General features: G+C 66.1%; 12 protein-coding genes and 2 pseudogenes. 5 read left to right on the top strand and 9 right to left on the bottom strand.

Going from position 1 to position 17,335, the window contains the following annotated elements:
• Positions 1-40: 40 nt before the first annotated feature.
• Positions 41-866 (top strand): annotated as a pseudogene (locus G6N41_RS15525) (class I SAM-dependent methyltransferase).
• 17 nt (positions 867-883) lie between these two features.
• Here G6N41_RS15525 and G6N41_RS15520 read toward each other — a convergent pair.
• Together G6N41_RS15520 and G6N41_RS15515 are read right to left on the bottom strand one after the other, a co-directional pair.
• Positions 884-2,830, bottom strand: a complete 1,947-nt coding sequence (locus G6N41_RS15520) for a primosomal protein N' (protein WP_231608514.1) — start codon at positions 2,828-2,830, stop codon at positions 884-886.
• A 110-nt stretch (positions 2,831-2,940) separates the two neighbouring features.
• On the bottom strand, positions 2,941-3,678 hold the full coding sequence (locus G6N41_RS15515; RefSeq protein ID WP_036455538.1) for a lysoplasmalogenase: 738 nt from the start codon (positions 3,676-3,678) through the stop codon (positions 2,941-2,943).
• Here G6N41_RS15515 and G6N41_RS15510 point away from each other — a divergent pair.
• The 4 genes and pseudogenes from G6N41_RS15510 to G6N41_RS15495 all read left to right on the top strand — a co-directional run bounded on the left by G6N41_RS15510 (position 3,677) and on the right by G6N41_RS15495 (position 7,945).
• Positions 3,677-4,651, top strand: coding sequence for an alpha/beta hydrolase (locus G6N41_RS15510; RefSeq protein WP_198913283.1), 975 nt, complete (start codon positions 3,677-3,679; stop codon positions 4,649-4,651). The two genes, G6N41_RS15515 and G6N41_RS15510, sit on opposite strands and share 2 nt — an antisense overlap.
• 26 nt (positions 4,652-4,677) lie before the next feature.
• Complete coding sequence (locus G6N41_RS15505; protein WP_020728553.1) at positions 4,678-5,649, top strand: alpha/beta hydrolase; 972 nt, start codon at positions 4,678-4,680, stop codon at positions 5,647-5,649.
• Positions 5,650-5,799: 150 nt separating this feature from the next.
• A pseudogene (locus tag G6N41_RS15500) lies at positions 5,800-7,233 on the top strand (flavin-containing monooxygenase).
• A 136-nt stretch (positions 7,234-7,369) separates the two neighbouring features.
• Positions 7,370-7,945, top strand: coding sequence for a pyridoxamine 5'-phosphate oxidase family protein (locus G6N41_RS15495; RefSeq protein ID WP_198913282.1), 576 nt, complete (start codon positions 7,370-7,372; stop codon positions 7,943-7,945).
• 81 nt (positions 7,946-8,026) lie between these two features.
• Here the strand turns inward: G6N41_RS15495 and metK are convergent, their stop codons facing one another.
• The 7 genes from metK to carB form a co-directional block, all read right to left on the bottom strand.
• Positions 8,027-9,238: a methionine adenosyltransferase gene (gene metK, locus G6N41_RS15490; RefSeq protein ID WP_198913281.1), complete on the bottom strand. Its 1,212-nt coding sequence runs from the start codon at positions 9,236-9,238 to the stop codon at positions 8,027-8,029.
• 128 nt (positions 9,239-9,366) lie between these two features.
• Complete coding sequence (coaBC, locus tag G6N41_RS15485) at positions 9,367-10,608, bottom strand: bifunctional phosphopantothenoylcysteine decarboxylase/phosphopantothenate--cysteine ligase CoaBC (RefSeq protein ID WP_198913280.1); 1,242 nt, start codon at positions 10,606-10,608, stop codon at positions 9,367-9,369.
• 15 nt (positions 10,609-10,623) lie between these two features.
• Positions 10,624-10,956, bottom strand: a complete 333-nt coding sequence (gene rpoZ / locus G6N41_RS15480; RefSeq protein WP_012393967.1) for a DNA-directed RNA polymerase subunit omega — start codon at positions 10,954-10,956, stop codon at positions 10,624-10,626.
• A gap of 86 nt (positions 10,957-11,042) precedes the next feature.
• A complete protein-coding gene (gene gmk / locus G6N41_RS15475; protein ID WP_198967878.1) occupies positions 11,043-11,636 on the bottom strand; it encodes a guanylate kinase in 594 nt (197 codons plus the stop codon).
• 129 nt (positions 11,637-11,765) lie between these two features.
• Positions 11,766-12,083: an integration host factor, actinobacterial type gene (gene mihF, locus G6N41_RS15470; protein WP_015355818.1), complete on the bottom strand. Its 318-nt coding sequence runs from the start codon at positions 12,081-12,083 to the stop codon at positions 11,766-11,768.
• Positions 12,084-13,057: 974 nt separating this feature from the next.
• On the bottom strand, positions 13,058-13,894 hold the full coding sequence (gene pyrF, locus G6N41_RS15465; protein ID WP_020728549.1) for an orotidine-5'-phosphate decarboxylase: 837 nt from the start codon (positions 13,892-13,894) through the stop codon (positions 13,058-13,060).
• Positions 13,891-17,256: a carbamoyl-phosphate synthase large subunit gene (gene carB / locus G6N41_RS15460; RefSeq protein ID WP_198913279.1), complete on the bottom strand. Its 3,366-nt coding sequence runs from the start codon at positions 17,254-17,256 to the stop codon at positions 13,891-13,893. Before carB ends, pyrF begins: the two co-directional genes overlap by 4 nt.
• Positions 17,257-17,335: the final 79 nt, after the last annotated feature.

Below are 17,335 nucleotides of genomic sequence, written 5' to 3'. Positions count from 1 at the left end.
GGTGTCGCAGCAAATTTCCCGAATTCGGTCAGGAGGGGCAATGGCTCTTGACACACCAATCAGCGATCGGCGGGCCCCGGCAACCACGCATCGGGCCATGTGGGCGTTGGGCGACTATGCGGTACTGGCCGATGAAGTACTGGCCCCGCTGGGGCCAATCCTGGTCTCCACCAGCGGCATTCGCCCCAGCGATCGCGTCCTCGACGTTGCCGCGGGTTCGGGGAATGCGTCGACCGCCGCGGCGGTTGCGGGTGCTCATGTCGTCGCCTGTGACCTCACGCCGGAACTGCTGCGCAGCGCTCAGCGACGCGCCGCGGCAGCGGGAGTACACCTCAGCTGGCGGGAAGCCAATGCCGAGACCCTGCCCTTCGGGTTCAACGAGTTCGACGCGGTGCTTTCGACGATCGGGGCGATGTTCGCTCCGCGTCATCAGCGCACGGCCGACGAGCTGGCCCGGGTGTGTCGCAGGGGCGGCAAGATCAGTGTGCTGAGTTGGACGCCGGAGGGGTTCTACGGCAAGTTGCTCTCCACCCTCCGGCCGTACCGGCCGATGCTGCCGATGGGAGCCCCCCCATGAGGTGTGGTGGGGGCGCTAAGACTACATCGGCGACCTGTTCAGCGACCACGTGTGCGATGTCCGGACGCAGCGGGGCTCGTTGCGGGTAGAGTGGTTCGGGCAACCCGAAGAATGCGTCGATTACTTCAAGGATTACTACGGACCGACGATCAACGCCTACCGCAACATCAGCGACGACCCCCAACGAGTTGCCCAGCTCGACGCCGAATTCATCGAACTCAGCCGCGAATACCTCACCAACGGCGTGATGGAGTGGGAGTACCTGATTTTCACCGCGCGCAAGCGCTGACGACGGATCAATTCGGGTTAGCCGATGTGCAGCGGGTCGATCTGTACCCGGACCGGTTCATGAGTCTGGCGTGCGCTGAGCACGCCGACTCCGCGGCGCAGACACCCGGCTAGCTCCAGACCCTGTTCCCGGCGTACCCGCACCAGCATCCTGGTCACGGGCACGCCGTCGTGGGTGCCTGCCGGGCGGCGTACCCCCGACGGCAGGTCGACCGGGCCGAGCATGTCTGCGTCTTCGGGCAACCGGGCTTGATCCAGCAAGGCCATGACCGCCTCAGCGGTGCCATCGATGGCGGCGATGTGCACGCTCGGCGGCAGCCCGACTTCGCTACGGGCCTCCAGTTCGGCTTCGGCGTGCCCCACCGGGTCCCAGCGGATCAGCGATTGCACCGTCGGGATAGCCGATTCGGCGACCACCGCCACCACGCCTCCGTCGGCACGCGAGCGCACCAGGGCGGCGGCAGTCATCCAACGGCAGAGCGCTTCCTCGGCCGCGCGCAGATCCTGACGGCCCAACAACGCCCAGGTATCCAGCAACAGGGCGGCCCCGTATCCCCCGGCGGCCCGGGGCTCAGCGCCCGGGGTGGCCACCACCAGCGCCGGGCGAGCATCGACGTCGGGCACGATCGCATCGCCCGCCGAGGTGATCACCGACGTACCGGGGAAGACGCGTCCCAGCTCTTCGGCGGTGCGCCGGGCTCCAACGACGACGGCCCGCACGGTGTCCGACCCACAGCGCGTGCAGCGCAGCAGCGGTTCCCCATGTCCGCACCATCGACAGACCGCGCCGGGCGCGCCGCGTTCCGGCAGGGACAGCGGCCCCGTGCAATGTCGGCACCGCGCGATTGCCCGGCAGCGCCCACAGGCCAGGGAGGGCACGTACCCGCGCCGTGGCACCTGGACCAGTACGGGCACCCCCGCCTGCAACGACGAGCGGGCGGCGTGCAGGGCGATCGATGGCAGACGCGCGGTCCGTGCGGCCGGGTCGCGTTCGTCGGCGTAGCCGCTGTCATCGAGGGCAATGACGCGCGGGGTGCGCGCCCGAACCACCTGCCGGGCCGCGACGATGTCATGCGCCCACCCGCTTCGCACCAGGGCGTGGGCCTCGGCGGTTCGGGCGTAGCCGCCGATCAACGCCGCGCACCGGGCTTGATGTGCCCGCAGCATCGCCACCTCCCGGGCGTGCGGGTAGGGCGCCCGCGGCTCGGCCAGGGTGTCGTCGCCGTCCGCCCAGACCATGACCAACCCCAGGTCGCTCAGCGGCGCGAACACGGCGCTGCGGGTACCGATCACCAGTCGTGCACCACCCCGCAGCGCGGCCAGCCAGCGTCGGTAGCGGGCGGCCGGACCCAATCCGGCCGACAATGCCGCCACGCTGCGCTCATCGATGCGGGTTGTCGCCGCTCGCCACAGCTCGTCGAGGTCCCGCTGGTCGGGAACGATCGCCAGCACCGCCCGGCCGGCGCGCACCGTCTGCGCGGCGGCCTCGGCGAATCGACCGGCCCACGGCTCGCCGGGTAGCGCCTGCCAGACGGCACGCGCCGCCCGCGCCTCGCCGAGGGCGTCCAAGAACTGGCCGCCCCTGCCGTACCCCGCCCAGCCGGCCCCATCGACCGGAGCCACCTCCGGCAGGTCCGGCCGCGTTGCGACTTCGCGCTCCACCCGCGCATGCCTGGCCGGCACCGCCAGCCGCAAGACGTCCGGCCGGGTGCCTGCATAGCGAGCGGCCACGGCGTCGACCAGTCGGCGGATCTCCGGCGTGAGCACCTGTTCTGCCGATACCACCCGATCCAGCCAGCCCAGCTTGCCCTGGTGGTCGGTGTCGTTGCGGCGCTCGAGCACAAACCCGTCGACCAATCGGCCGTGGAACCGCACCCGGACCCGCACCCCGGGCTGGGCATCGTCGGACTGCTCGGCGGACACCAAGTAGTCGAATTCACGATCGAGGTGGGGCACCGAAAGCATCGGTAGTACCCTCGCGATCGGCTCTACCTCGATCGGTACGCGCTCGCAGCCTCGAGATGATTTGCTAGACAATCTTTTTCTTGCTTTTTCGCAACAGCGGACGCGGCGCATCAGCCGTCGACAGCAGCCGGCCCGTTATCCGAAATATCCCGGCCGAAGAAGAACCCGGCGGTAATCAAGATCTCCGCGGCGGCATATGCCCACCAGATCGGCACCGCCAGGGCCTCGTTACCGAGGATGAACCGGCTGATCGCGATCATCGAGTCCGATACCGCGAAACTCAACGCCCCCACCGCTGTCCATATCGTCGGAAGCCGGGTGACGAATGCCGTGCACACCATGGCGGTCAGCACCAGGATGTAGACCGTCACCGGAATCGTCAGCTTTTCCTGACCGAGGTGCGGCCAAAACCAAATCAACAGCCCCACTGAGACCACGCACATCAACGCCGCCGCAGCGATCCGTGGACGCGATGGAACCGCCCCCCAGGCCATCGGCAGCATTGCTCCGAGAAAGCACAAGTGGGCCAACAAGAACGAACCAAGCCCCAGCACAAATGACTGGGTCCACCACGGGATTGCCAACAACCAGTCACCGGCGGCGGAAAACAGCAACGCCGCTATCAGCCACCGTCGCTCGCGCGCGATCGGGTGGGCGGCCGCCGCTAGCGCGAGCAGCACCGCCATCGATGCCTTGAACGGCGGCTGCAGGATCCAATGCCCGGTCAGTTCCATACCCTGCGGGCGGCGCATCGCGATGATGGTCAGGTACACGCCGTAGCCGAGGCCGGCCCATCCGGCGAGCACCCAGCCGCCGGTCACCAACCGAGGTGCGTACGGTACGTCCATGCCCAGTTTGGACAAAACCGCAGACGAGAAACCCGCTATCGACCCCATCATGCAGAAGGTACTGGATGCGGTTCCGTTTCGGCTATCCACCGAGGATGGAATCGATGCGGTGCGTCAGCGGCTGCGGGACTTGCCACGCCGGCCCGTGCACCCCGAGCTTCGCGTCGAGGACCGGGCCATCGACGGACCGGGTGGATCCATCCCCATTCGGATCTATTGGCCACCAATCAGTCCCGATGCCACCGATCCACTACCGGTGGTGCTGTTCTTTCACGGCGGCGGCTTTGTCATGGGCGACCTGGACACTCACGACGGAACCTGTCGTCAGCATGCCGTCGGGGCCGACGCGCTGGTCGTTTCAGTCGATTACCGCTTGGCCCCAGAGCACCCCTACCCCGCGGCCATCCAAGATGCTTGGGCCGCAACGCGATGGGTCGCCGACCACGGATCCACTATCGGCGCTGACCTCAACCGGGTAGCCGTGGCCGGTGATTCAGCAGGTGGAACCATCGCTGCGGTGATCGCACAACAGGCCCGTGACAATGCCGATGGCCCCATACCGCCGATCGCCTTTCAACTGCTGTGGTATCCGTCCACGATGTGGGATCAGACATTGCCGTCGTTCACCGAAAACGCCACCGGCGAGGTTCTCGACGTCAAGGCCATCGCGGACTTTTCCCGCTGGTATGCAGGCGATACCGACCTGTCTAACCCACCCGCGGGCATGGCTCCGGGCCGCGCCGAGAACCTGGCGAATCTACCGGCTGCCTACATCGCGGTGGCCGGCCACGAACCGCTACGTGACGACGGCATCCGGTACGGCGAATTGCTGGCCGCTGCCGGCGTCTCGGTTGAAGTTCACAACGCCGGATCCCTGGTACACGGCTACATCGGCTATGCCGGCGTGGTGCCCGCGGCCACCGCTGCCATGGAGCGCGGGCTGGCGGCATTGCGCGTTGCGCTGCACGGATAGGCCACAAGTGCGTACCGTGTAGGACCATGACGGAGCAGATCAGCACCCGCCCCGGCATCGATCCCATCCTGAAGATGCTGCTCGACGCAGTTCCGATGACCTTTTGCGCCGCAGACGGCGTCGAATTGGCCCGCGAGCGGCTCGCCGCGCTCAAAGCACCACCGGAACTGCTCCCCGATCTGCGGACCGAGGACCGCAAGATCGGCTATGGCGAGCTTACCGACATCCCCGTCCGAATCTATTGGCCCACCGTGGAGCCCGACCGGGTCCTTCCGGTCGTCGTGTACTACCACGGCGGCGGCTGGGCGCTAGGCAGCTTGGATACCCACGACCACGTCGCGCGGGCACATGCGGTGGGCGCGGAGGCCATCGTGGTCTCCGTCGACTACCGGCTCGCTCCGGAACATCCCTACCCGGCCGGGATCGAAGACAGCTGGGCGGCGTTGCGTTGGGTCGGTGCGCACGCTCACGAGTTGGGCGGGGACCCGAACCGGATCGCCGTAGCCGGCGACTCCGCCGGCGGCAACATCTCGGCGATCATGGCGCAGCTGGCCCGTGACCATGCCGGTAATGGCGCTCCGAACCTGGTCTTCCAGTTGCTGTGGTACCCGTCGTGCGTCGGCGACCTGGCTCTGCCGTCCTTCAGCGAAAACGCCACCGCGCCCATCCTGGATCTCGAGGTCATCGACGCGTTCCTGTCGTGGTATGTGCCCGGCCTTGACGTCAGCGACCACACGGCGCTGCCTGCCACGCTCGCGCCGGGCAACGGCGACCTGACCGGGCTACCTCCAGCCTTCATCGGCACCGCCGAACACGACCCGCTGCGTGACGACGGGGCCCGTTATGCCGAGCTGCTCACTGCCGCGGGGATAGCGGCCGAGTGGTGCAACGAGCCCAACCTGGTGCATGGCTACGTCAGCTTCGCCGTGGTGGTGCCCTCAGCCGCCGAAGCGACCAGCCGCGGCTTGGCGGCGCTGCGCAAAGTGCTGCATTACTAACAAGAACTAGCAGGGACTCGAAAGACCCGGGAGTCCGGCCCTTACGGGCCACCGCCGTCAGCCATACAGTGGTGCCATGGCCATCGAGGCGGCGCTGATCCTGCGGCCCGAGCACGGAGTTCTCGGCATCGGAGGGGAACGCTAGTGAGCATCGAACCGGACTACCAGATCGTGATCGTCGGTGCCGGATTCTCCGGCATCGGTGCCGCGATCAGCCTCGACAAGGCGGGATTCGGCGACTATCTCGTGATCGAAGCCGGCGACGGCGTCGGCGGAACCTGGTTCTGGAATACCTATCCCGGCATAGCCGTGGATATTCCATCGTTCTCCTACCAGTTCTCGTTCGAGCAGAGCCCGGACTGGTCGCGCAGCTACGCACCCGGCCGCGAGCTCAGGGCCTACGCCGAGCACTGCGCCGACAAGTACGGCATCAGGCCCCGAATCAGGTTCAACACCAAGGTCCTTGGCGCCGAATTCGATGACGAGCGCAGCCTGTGGCGTCTGCAGACGGATCCCGGCGGCGAACTCACCGCCCGATTCATCATCAATGCCAGCGGCGTTTTGACCGTACCGAAGCTTCCTGACATTGCCGGCGTTGACTCCTTCGCCGGTGTCACCATGCACACCGCGCGCTGGGATCACAGCCAGGAGCTGACCGGCAAGCGCGTCGGGATCATCGGCACCGGCGCGTCGGCGGTCAAGGTCATCCCGGAAATCGCACCAATCGTGAAACACCTCACGGTGTTTCAGCGAACTCCGATCTGGTGTTTTCCGAAATTCGACTTTCCGTTGCCGGCAGCGCTGCGCTGGGCAATGCGCATCCCGGGCGGAAAAGCGCTGCAGCGGCTACTCAGCCAGGCCTATGTGGAGGCGACCTTCCCAATCTCGGCGCACTACTTCACGGTGTTTCCGTTGGCACGCTGGAGCGCGGTGCTGGGACGGCGCTATTTGCGACAGCGGGTCAACGATCCGGTGGTGCGCGACCAACTCACCCCACGCTATGCGGTCGGCTGCAAGCGGCCCGGATTCCACAACGGCTACCTGTCCACCTTCAACCGCGACAACGTGCAGCTGGTCACCGAGCCGATCGAGAAGATCACCCCCACAGCGGTGGCCACCGATGACGGCACCGACCACGAGATAGACGTGCTGATCCTGGCCACCGGCTTCAAGGTGCTCGACACCGACGATGTGCTGACCTATCCGGTCATCGGACGCGCAGGTCGATCACTGAGCCAGTTCTGGGAAGAGCATCGCGCGCAGGCCTACCAAGGCGTCAGCGTTCCCGGATACCCCAATTTCTTTGCCGTGTTCGGCCCGTATGGCTACGTGGGTTCGTAGTATTTCGCGCTCATCGAGACGCAGACCCACCACATCCTGCGCCGCCTGAAGCGGGCCCGACGCGACGGCGCCACCCGGGTCGAGGTGACCGAGGAAGCCAACGCCCGCTACTTCGCCGAGATGATGCGGCGCCGGTACCGCCAAGTGTTCTGGCAGGACAACTGCCGCCGGGCCAACAGCTACTACTTCGACAAGAACGGCGACGTGCCGCTGCGTCCCACCACTACCGTGGAAGCCTATTGACGAGGCCGGCATTTCGATCTCGACGACTACCGCTTCGGACGCTGAGAGCTCCCCCGAGACAAAACTCACGTCGCCGACCTCGCTGGCCAGCGTTAGGCTCGAACGTGCGGCTTCGAATGAGCAAAAGGAGATTTCGGTGGCCAAAGAGTTCTCGCACATCGATGAGTCGATCCGCGAGTTCATCGGCAACCAGGCCATGTTCTTCGTCGCCACCGCGCCGTCCGATGGAGGCCGAGTCAACCTCTCCCCCAAGGGTTATCGCGACACTTTCGCGGTGCTGGACGACCACACGGTCGCCTACATCGACCTATTCGGCAGGGGCGCCGAAACCATTGCGCACCTGCGCGACAACGGCCGGATCACGATCATGTTCTGCTCGTTCACTCGCAACTCGCGGATCCTGCGGCTCTATGGGACCGGACGAGTGGTGCGCCCCGATGACGGCGAATTCCAAACCCTGAGAGAACATTTCAAGACTCTTCATCCGGGCACGCGCTCCGCCGTCGTGATCGACGTTGATCGCATCGCGGATGCGTGCGGATTCGCGGTTCCCTATTACGACCTCGTCGATGAACGACCGGTGCTGGACGCCCACTTCCGCAAAGCGACCGAGGAAACCTTCTCTGGTGTCATCGATCGCAACCAGCACAGCATCGATGGCCTGCCGGCGTTGGACTCCGACCATCCGCTGCCGCCCAGCGCGCAAAACTGAGCCACCACACGCGCGAGCAGACGCGGAATCGCATTGCGCGGGGATCCCGCGCGCGATTCCGCGTCTGCTCGTGCCGGAAACCTAGATGGCGCGCTTCAGGTCGTCGACCTTGTCGAGCCGCTCCCACGGCAGGTCGACATCGGTGCGACCGAAGTGCCCGTAAGCGGCGGTCGGCGCATAGATGGGCCGCAGCAGGTTCAGGTCGCGAATGATCGCGCCAGGCCGCAGGTCGAACACCTCACCGATGGCCTTCTCGATCTTGACCGGGTCGACAGCCTCGGCGCCGAATGTCTCCACGAACAGGCCGACCGGGGCGGCTTTGCCGATGGCGTAGGCCACCTGTACCTCGACCCGCTCGGCCAGCCCTGCTGCGACCACGTTTTTGGCCACCCAGCGCATCGCGTACGCCGCCGAGCGGTCCACCTTGGACGGATCCTTGCCGGAGAATGCGCCACCACCGTGCCGGGCCCACCCGCCGTAGGTGTCGACGATGATCTTGCGGCCGGTGAGGCCCGCATCGCCCATCGGTCCGCCAAGGACGAACTTTCCGGTCGGGTTGACCAGCACCCGCACCGCCGAGGCATCCAGGGTGTCGTGGGCCAGGTCGTCGAGCACGGTCTTGAGCACCTGCTCGCGGATGTCGGGATCCAGCGTCTTCACCAGGTCGATGTCGTCCGCATGCTGGGTCGAAATGACCACCGTGTCCAGCCGCACCGGCACCCGGTCCTCGTAGGCGATGGTGACCTGAGTCTTGCCATCCGGGCGCAAGTAGGGCAGCACACCGTTCTTGCGGACCTCGGTCAGTCGCCGCGACAACCGGTGAGCCAGCGCGATCGGCAGCGGCATCAGCTCCGGGGTGTCGTTGATCGCGTAACCGAACATCAGGCCCTGGTCGCCGGCGCCTTGCGCGTCCAACGGATCCGCAGCGCCCTCGACGCGGGCCTCATGGGCGGTATCAACACCTTGTGCGATGTCGGGCGACTGGGCTCCGATACCGATGTTCACTCCGCAGGATGCCCCGTCGAAGCCCTTGTCCGACGAGTCGTAGCCGATGTCGAGGATGCGTTCGCGAACGATATTGGTGATGTCAGCGAACGCCTCCTTGGCGGTCGTCGTGACCTCACCCACCACGTGCACCTGCCCGGTGGTCACCAGGGTCTCAACTGCAACACGCGAGCGGGGGTCTGCCGCCAGAAGCGCGTCGAGGACCGAGTCGCTGACCGCGTCACAGATCTTGTCGGGATGTCCTTCCGTCACCGACTCACTGGTAAAAAGGCGACCCTTTTCACTCACTATCTGCATCCTTCCGATAATTAGTTAGCCGAATTATATCCTCAGGCATCAATTTGCGCTCGTCCACTCGAGCAAGGCATCGTTCAGGACCTGTCCAGCCGCTGTACAGCACCGAGCCCGTGGATCGACTACCCGCGACAGCTATCCAGGAACGTAACTATTGCGTCAACGATACGGCTTGCCATCAGCGTCTTCGACCCGTGCTGCAGCGCCGCCTCGGTTCCATCGGCGGCCAATAGCCAGCCGTCGTTGTTGTCCACCTCAAAGGCCCTGTCACCGCCCACGGCGTTGACGACCAGCAAGTCGCAGCTTTTTCGCCGCAGCTTCTGTCGGGCGTGAAACAGCACATCCCCGTTGGCGTCACCGGTCTCGGCGGCAAAACCAACGATGGCACGCATCTTGGGCAGCTGCCCATCCTCGCGCGCACGCACCGCACCGGCCAACACATCGTCGTTGCGCAGGAGTTCGATCACCGGTGGACTGTCGGCAGTCTTTTTGATCTTGGCGGTAGAAACTTGCGCCGGCCGAAAGTCGGCAACGGCGGCGGCCATCACCAGCACGTCCGCGGTGGGTGCGTGCTTGGAGACGGCGTCATCGAGTTGCTGCGCGGTGCTGACGTGCACCACCTCGACACCGGCCGGGTCGATCAACCTGGTGGTGTGCCCCGCGATCAACGTCACCTCGGCGCCCCGCTGGGCAGCGACGCGCGCGACGGCGTAACCCTGCTTACCGGAGCTGCGGTTGCCCACGAAGCGCACCGGATCGATCGGCTCCCGGGTGCCACCGGCGGTCACCAACACCTTGCGGCCGGCCAGGTCGTAGGGCAACGCATCATGGCGTTCCAGCAGCAGCTGGGCCAGGGTGGTGATCTCCTCGGCCTCGGGCAAGCGTCCGGCGCCGGTGTCACTGCCGGTCAGCCGCCCGGATGCGGGTTCGAGCACCACCGCGCCGCGTCGGCGCAGCGTGGCCACATTGTCGACGGTGGCCGGATGCAGCCACATCTCGGTGTGCATCGCTGGAGCGAACATCACCGGACACCGGGCCGTGAGCAGAGTTGCTGTCAGCAGGTCGTCTCCGCGCCCGGCTACCGCCCGGGCCAGCAGATCAGCCGTCGCCGGGGCGACCACGACCAGGTCAGCCTGCTGACCGATTTGAACATGAGGCACCGCCGGCACGTCGTCGAACACCCCGGTGTGCACGGGCTGGCCGGAGAGCGCCTCGAAGGTGGCCGCCCCGATAAAACGGAGCGCAGATTCGGTGGGGATGACCCGGACGTGATGACCGGCCTCAGTCAGTTGACGGACGACCGTGCACGCCTTGTACGCGGCGATACCCCCAGAGACGCCGACGACGATCCGCTTACGGTCCATCCGGGGCCTGCCCTGTTACTCGCCCTCAGTGTGCTCGAGCAGATCGGCGTGGATCTCACGCATCGCGATCGATAGCGGCTTTTCCTGCAGGCCCGGCTCCACCAACGGCCCGACGTATTCCAGGATGCCCTCGCCGAGCTGGTTGTAGTAGTCGTTGATCTGCCGAGCCCGCTTCGCCGCATAAATCACCAGGGCGTATTTGCTCGAGACGCGATCCAGCAACTCGTCAATGGGCGGATTGGTGATGCCCAGCGGGGTGTCGTAGGCACCGACCCCGCCAGAGGAAGGATCGAATTGATCCACGGCGGAAACGGCGGCCAACGGCGCATCGGACTGCGGAATACTCACTTAAGACTTTCTCCTGGCGGCGTAAATCGTTGGGAAGACGGTAAAGATCTCAATTCTGAATTCTGGCTCTTTGCCTGGCTGATGACTCACCCAGAGCCGGGCACAGTTCTCACCAGCAAGGATACCAATTCAGCGCATGCGGATTCCAATCGACCGTTTACCACGACCTTGTCGAAGTCGGGTTGGGCTGCCAGTTCGGTCTGCGCGGTCTGTAACCGGCGACTAATAACGTCCGGCGTCTCAGTGCCCCGACCGACCAGCCTGGCCTTGAGGTCCTCCCAACTGGGCGGCGCCAAAAACACGCTGATGGCCTCGGGCATCGCCTTCTTGACAGCCCTGGCCCCGGCCAGATCGACCTCGATCAGCACCGGAACTCCGGAGGCCGTGGCCTCCCGCACCGGTTGAGCCGGGGTGCCCGATCGGTGCAGTCCCCCGTGAATCTCGGCCCACTCCAGCAACTCGCCCTGGTCGATCATCTGCTGGAAGCTCTCCGGGGTGACGAAGTGGTAGTCCACGCCGTCCACCTCCCCCGGCCGCGGCGCCCGGGTGGTGGCCGAGACGCTGAAGTTCAGGTTTGGGATCCGCTCACGCAAGCAGCGGACCACCGTCGACTTGCCGACAGCGGAAGGACCGGACAGCACTACCACATGTCCTGTGCCCGGTCCTCCGCCGGCGCTCATCGGCGCTCCTGAGTCGGCACCCCTACCAGGCACTGCAGCCTGAATCCTTGGGCGCTGATTGCCCGAACCACCCCTGCTAGCGGGTGATACCCCACCTCAGGCCCAGCGGCCTGCATCGTCGGCAGCGGGCTAGGCGGAGCCGAACTTTTCCAGCAGGGCCTTGCGCTGACGGTCACCAAGACCACGCAGCCGCCGGGTCGGGGCGATTTCGAGCTCGGTCATGATTTCCTGCGCCTTGACCTTGCCCACCTTCGGCAAAGCCTCGAGCAGCGCAGACACCTTCATCTTGCCCAAGACTTCGTCGGTCTCGGCGTCCTTGAGCACCTGGGTGAGGTTGGTGCCGCCGCGCTTCAGCCGGTCCTTGAGCTCTGCTCGCGCTCGACGTGCGGCAGCAGCCTTCTCCAACGCGGCCGCGCGCTGCTCGTCGGTCAACTGGGGAAGGGCCACGATTCCTCCGTCTCTCATCGATATCAATCGATCATTTGTTTGTCTTGGCTGGTACTACAGCCAGCGGAGACGACCGTACTCACGGTTCCTGACGAAATCTAACCCGACCCCCTGGTTTGGGTGACAAATCCCCAGCGTGGGCCCCGGCCGCGACACGAATCAGCGCTCCGCCGCCACGCCCGAGCGGCCACAAACCACGGGGTCGAGCGCCCAGCGGGATCGTCCGGCCACACCCCCAGATATTGACGTCTAGCTGCGGTTATTTGCGATTTGACTGGAATCTGCGGGCGGCGCCGCACGACGATCGCACCGCCCGCCGGCCGGTTTGGGCCGCCCCGGGCCACCCCGAGCAACCCCCCGCGACCAACGTGCCATGGATCACGCATTTCGGTGGCGTGTCGCGCGTGTCGGGCGGTTCGGGGCAAATGGAGCGAATCAGCAGACCAGCGCATGCTCGAACCGTGCGTTGGGCCCGTCCGCGTTGCCGGAACGGGGCGGACCCGGGACCCCACCAGGCCGACTCACGACGCGGGCGTCGCGCCGCATTCACCGACGGACGAACATCGGTCCATTTCGACTGCCCAGCAAATCTGGTACGGATGTCCAGCCGAATGCGGCCAGCAACGTCGGGGTTTCCCGAGCAACAGCGCGGCGCGGGCGCTCAAACGGCCACACGCAGTTGATCGCGCCGGCACCAATGCGAACGTGCCGACGCCGACTCGGGCAGTTTGGCGGGCCGCGACGAAGCCCCGGTGACCACGGAAGTCTGACGATTTTCCTTTTATTGCAAGCCTTTTCAGAGTGGATTCCGGCAAGCATGGAGCCCGGCTGCCGCGCACGGTTGCCGAGCGCCGACGTGTGAGGTGGCAAGCGGGCTGGGATTCGGGCGGCGCCCAGACGCAGATCGTCCCCGGGCGTCAGCGGCTACAGAAACTCCAACAGCAACGGGCGCCGAGCGTGCTTGACCCGAAGACCTAGACCGCTGAAAGGTACGCGACGGAGTCCAGCATCCGCTCGGCCGCCGCCCGGACTTCAGAAATGCTGGGGCCGGCGCGCAGGACCTCGCGCGACACCGCGGGCAACAGCTGTTGTGGCGCCGCGCCGCCGAGGCCGCCCAGCGCCTCCGGCCGACCGCCCTGCACCCCGACGCCGGGAACCAATACGGGTCCGCCCAGCCCGCTCACGTCCGGCGGATTCAGCACCGTTGCGCCGACGACCACACCAACCGATCCGGGCTCCGGCCCCGTCGCTTCGCCAACTTCACTATTGAAGAGTCCGACTTGATCGACGATCAGTTGGGCCACCGTGCGGCCATCCGCGTCGGCGCGTTGAATGGTGGCGCCCTCCGGATTGGAGGTGGCCGCGAGTACGAACACACCCCGATCATTGGCCGTCGCAACCTCGAGCAGGGGCCGCAGCGAGCCGAACCCCAGAAAGGGCGAGACAGTCACGGCATCGGCCGCCAGCGGCGAGTCGCCCGCCCAGGCCGCCGCGTAGGCCGCCATCGTCGACCCGATGTCGCCACGCTTGGCGTCCGCCAGGACCAGCACACCATTGGCCCGTAGCGCGGCCATCGTGCCTTCCAGCACCGCAAATCCCGCGGCGCCGTACGCTTCGAAAAACGCCACCTGCGGCTTGACCACCGCAAATCCCGCGAAGGCCGCCACGCAGATATCACAGAACGCGGCCAATCCGTCGGCGGTGGCCGGCAGATCCCAGGCCCGAAGTAACTCGGGGTGGGGATCGATCCCCAAACACAGCGGCCCGCGGTGTGCCTTGGCCTCTGCCAAGCGTGCGCCGAATCCGGTCACCGGGCCCCGCCGTCGGCCGCGCTCTGTTGTTCGATGGCGCGGTGCAGCTCCTGCAGCGACCTGACCCCGATATCGCCGCGGATCCCGGCTTCGATGCCCTGCACCGCGGCCGACGCGCCCTGCACGGTGGTGACGCACGGGATGTTGGCGGACACGGCAACCGAGCGGATTTCGTAACCGTCGACACGCGGGCCGGAGTTCCCGTATGGGGTATTGATCACCATGTCGACCTCGCCGGCCCGGATCGCGTCGACGGCGGATATCGCCGGGCGTCCGGGTTGTGGCGCCTCGAAATGCTTGCGAACCTCGTCGCAGGTAATCCCATTGCGTCGCAGCATCTCTGCCGTGCCCTCGGTAGCGAGCACCCGAAAGCCCAGGTCGGCGAGCCGCTTGACGGGGAACACGAGTGAGCGCTTGTCCCGGTTGGCGACCGAAACGAACACTGTCCCCGCCGTGGGCAACGAACCGTACGCGGCGGTCTGGCTCTTGGCAAAGGCGCTGCCGAAGTCCCGGTCGATCCCCATCACCTCGCCCGTCGACTTCATCTCCGGGCCAAGCAGCGAATCGATGGCCGCGCCGTCCGCGCGCCGGAAGCGGTGGAAAGGCAGCACAGCCTCTTTGACGGCTATCGGGGCACGCGGGTCGGCGTTGGCGCCGTCCCCGGTACGCGCCAGCATCCCTTCGGCGCGCAACTGGGAAATACTGGCGCCCAACATGACCCGGGCACATGCCTTGGCCAGCGGGACGGCGGTGGCTTTGGACACGAAGGGCACGGTGCGGCTGGCGCGCGGATTGGCTTCCAAGACATACAAGATGTCGTCTTTGAGCGCATACTGCACATTGAGCAGACCCACCACGCCGATGCCATGCGCGATGGCTTCCGTGGCCTTGCGAACCTTTTCGATGTCGCTGCGGCCCAAGGTCACCGGCGGCAGGGCACACGCTGAATCACCGGAGTGGATTCCGGCCTCCTCGATGTGCTCCATGACCCCGCCGATGTAGACCTCGGTACCGTCGCACAACACGTCGACATCGATCTCGACAGCGTCTTCGAGAAAGCGGTCGACCAGCACCGGATGTGCCGGCGAGAGTTCGGTCGCGCGGGTGATGTAGCCGCGCAGCGTCTCCTCGTCGTAGACGATCTCCATCCCCCGCCCACCCAGCACGTACGACGGCCGCACCAGCACCGGATAGCCGATGTCTTCGGCGATACGGCGGGCTTGCGCGAAGGTGGTCGCGGTGCCATAGCGTGGCGCGGGCAGTCCCGCCGCGGTCAGCACATCGCCGAACGCGCCGCGGTCTTCGGCCAGGTCGATGGCGGCGGGCGGGGTGCCGACGATCGGCACCCCGGCGTTGGCCAGCCGTTCTGCCAGCCCGAGCGGCGTCTGGCCGCCGAGTTGCACGATGACTCCCACCACGCCGGCCCCGCCGGCGGCCGACTGCTCCTCGGCATGAAATACCTCGAGCACGTCCTCGAACGTCAGCGGCTCGAAGTAGAGCCGATCCGCGGTGTCATAGTCGGTGGACACCGTCTCCGGATTGCAGTTGACCATCACCGTCTCAAAACCGGCCTGGCTCAGCGTGGTTGCCGCATGCACGCAGCTGTAGTCGAACTCGATCCCCTGGCCGATGCGGTTAGGTCCGGACCCGAGGATCAGAACCTTCGGTTTGTCGATCTGTGGAGCCACTTCGGTCTCGGCCGCCGGATCCAGCTCATAGCTGCTGTAGTGGTACGGAGTCTTGGCCTCGAACTCGGCGGCACAGGTGTCCACCGTCTTGTACACCGGGTGGATGCCCAGCCGCTCGCGCAGTGAGCGCACACCATCTTCCCCGGCCAGTTCTGGCCGCAGCGAGGCGATCTGCCGATCGGATAGCCCACTGTGTTTGGCGTGGCGCAGCAGATCCGCGTCGAGCACCGGCGCGTCGACCAATTCGGCACGCAAACCGACCAGCTCGTCGATCTGCGCGACAAACCACGGGTCCACGCCGCTGGCCTCGGCCACCCGATCGACCGAGGCCCCCAGCCGCAGCGCCAGTTCCAGGTCGTAGAGCCGGCCTTCGGTCGGGGTTTGCAGCCTGGTCAGGACGTCGTCGAGGCCGCCTTCGGGATCGGCGGCGGTCCAGAACCCGGCCCGGCTGGTTTCCAGCGAACGCATCACCTTGCCGAGCGCCTCGACGAAGTTGCGGCCCACCGACATCGCCTCGCCCACCGATTTCATGGTGGTGGTCAGCGTGGCATCGGCGCCCGGAAACTTCTCGAAGGCGAACCGCGGCGCCTTAACCACGACGTAGTCCAGGGTGGGTTCGAAGCAGGCCGGCGTTTCCTTGGTGATGTCGTTGACGATCTCGTCGAGCGTGTATCCGATGGCCAGTTTCGCGGCGATCTTGGCGATCGGAAACCCGGTTGCCTTGGACGCCAACGCACTTGACCGCGATACTCGCGGGTTCATCTCGATGACGATCAGCCGGCCGTCTCGGGGGTTGACCGCGAACTGAATGTTGCAGCCGCCGGTGTCCACCCCGACCTCGCGCAGGATCGCAATCCCCAAGTCGCGCAGCCGCTGGTATTCCCGATCGGTCAGCGTCATAGCCGGCGCAACGGTGACCGAGTCGCCGGTGTGCACGCCCATCGGGTCGAGGTTCTCGATCGAGCACACCACCACCACGTTGTCGTGGCCATCGCGCATCAGCTCGAGTTCGAACTCTTTCCAGCCGTAGATCGATTCCTCGATGAGCACATTGGCGCTGGGCGAGGCGGCCAGCCCGGCGCCGGCCATCCGATCCACCTCGTCGGCGGAGTAAGCCATACCCGAGCCCAACCCGCCCATGGTGAAGCTGGGCCGCACCACCACTGGAAGACCCAGCTCGGCAACGGTCTCACGAACCTCATCCATGGTGAAACACACTCGGCTGCGGGCGGATTCACCCCCGACCTTGGCAACGATGTCCTTGAACCGCTGCCGGTCCTCGCCGCGCTGAATCGCTTCGAAATCGGCACCGATCAGCTCCACGCCGTAGCGTTCCAGCGCCCCGTTCTCGTATAGAGCGACGGCGGTGTTCAGGGCGGTCTGCCCACCCAGGGTGGCCAGCACGGCGTCAATCTTGTTGCCGCGCTCGGCTTGCTGAGCGATGACCCGCTCGACGAACTCTGGGGTAATCGGCTCGACGTAGGTGAAGTCGGCATACTCGGGGTCGGTCATGATCGTCGCCGGATTGGAGTTGACCAGACTGACCTGTAGGCCCTCGGCGCGCAGTACCCGGCACGCCTGGGTTCCGGAGTAGTCGAACTCGCAAGCCTGGCCGATGACGATCGGCCCCGAGCCGATGACCAGAATGTGGTGTAAATCGGTGCGGCGCGGCACTAGCAGCCCCCTAGGGTTTGGACGCGAAGGTGCGCGGTCTTGCGCCGAACCCAGCGTGTCGGCTGGGGGCACCCGCTCG

The sequence above is a fragment of the Mycobacterium shottsii genome (genome assembly GCF_010728525.1).
Lineage (GTDB): Bacteria > Actinomycetota > Actinomycetes > Mycobacteriales > Mycobacteriaceae > Mycobacterium > Mycobacterium marinum.
This window is presented reverse-complemented; position numbering and strand designations above follow the sequence as displayed.

Coding starts and splice junctions, on each gene's coding strand:
- G6N41_RS15520 (WP_231608514.1), bottom strand. CDS start 2,830: ATGCTTTCGGTGCCCCACCTCGATCGTGAATTCGACTACTTGGTGTCC.
- gmk (WP_198967878.1), bottom strand. CDS start 11,636: ATGAGCGCCGGCGGAGGACCGGGCACAGGACATGTGGTAGTGCTGTCC.
- G6N41_RS15515 (WP_036455538.1), bottom strand. CDS start 3,678: ATGGACGTACCGTACGCACCTCGGTTGGTGACCGGCGGCTGGGTGCTC.
- G6N41_RS15505 (WP_020728553.1), top strand. CDS start 4,678: ATGACGGAGCAGATCAGCACCCGCCCCGGCATCGATCCCATCCTGAAG.
- G6N41_RS15510 (WP_198913283.1), top strand. CDS start 3,677: ATGCCCAGTTTGGACAAAACCGCAGACGAGAAACCCGCTATCGACCCC.
- coaBC (WP_198913280.1), bottom strand. CDS start 10,608: ATGGACCGTAAGCGGATCGTCGTCGGCGTCTCTGGGGGTATCGCCGCG.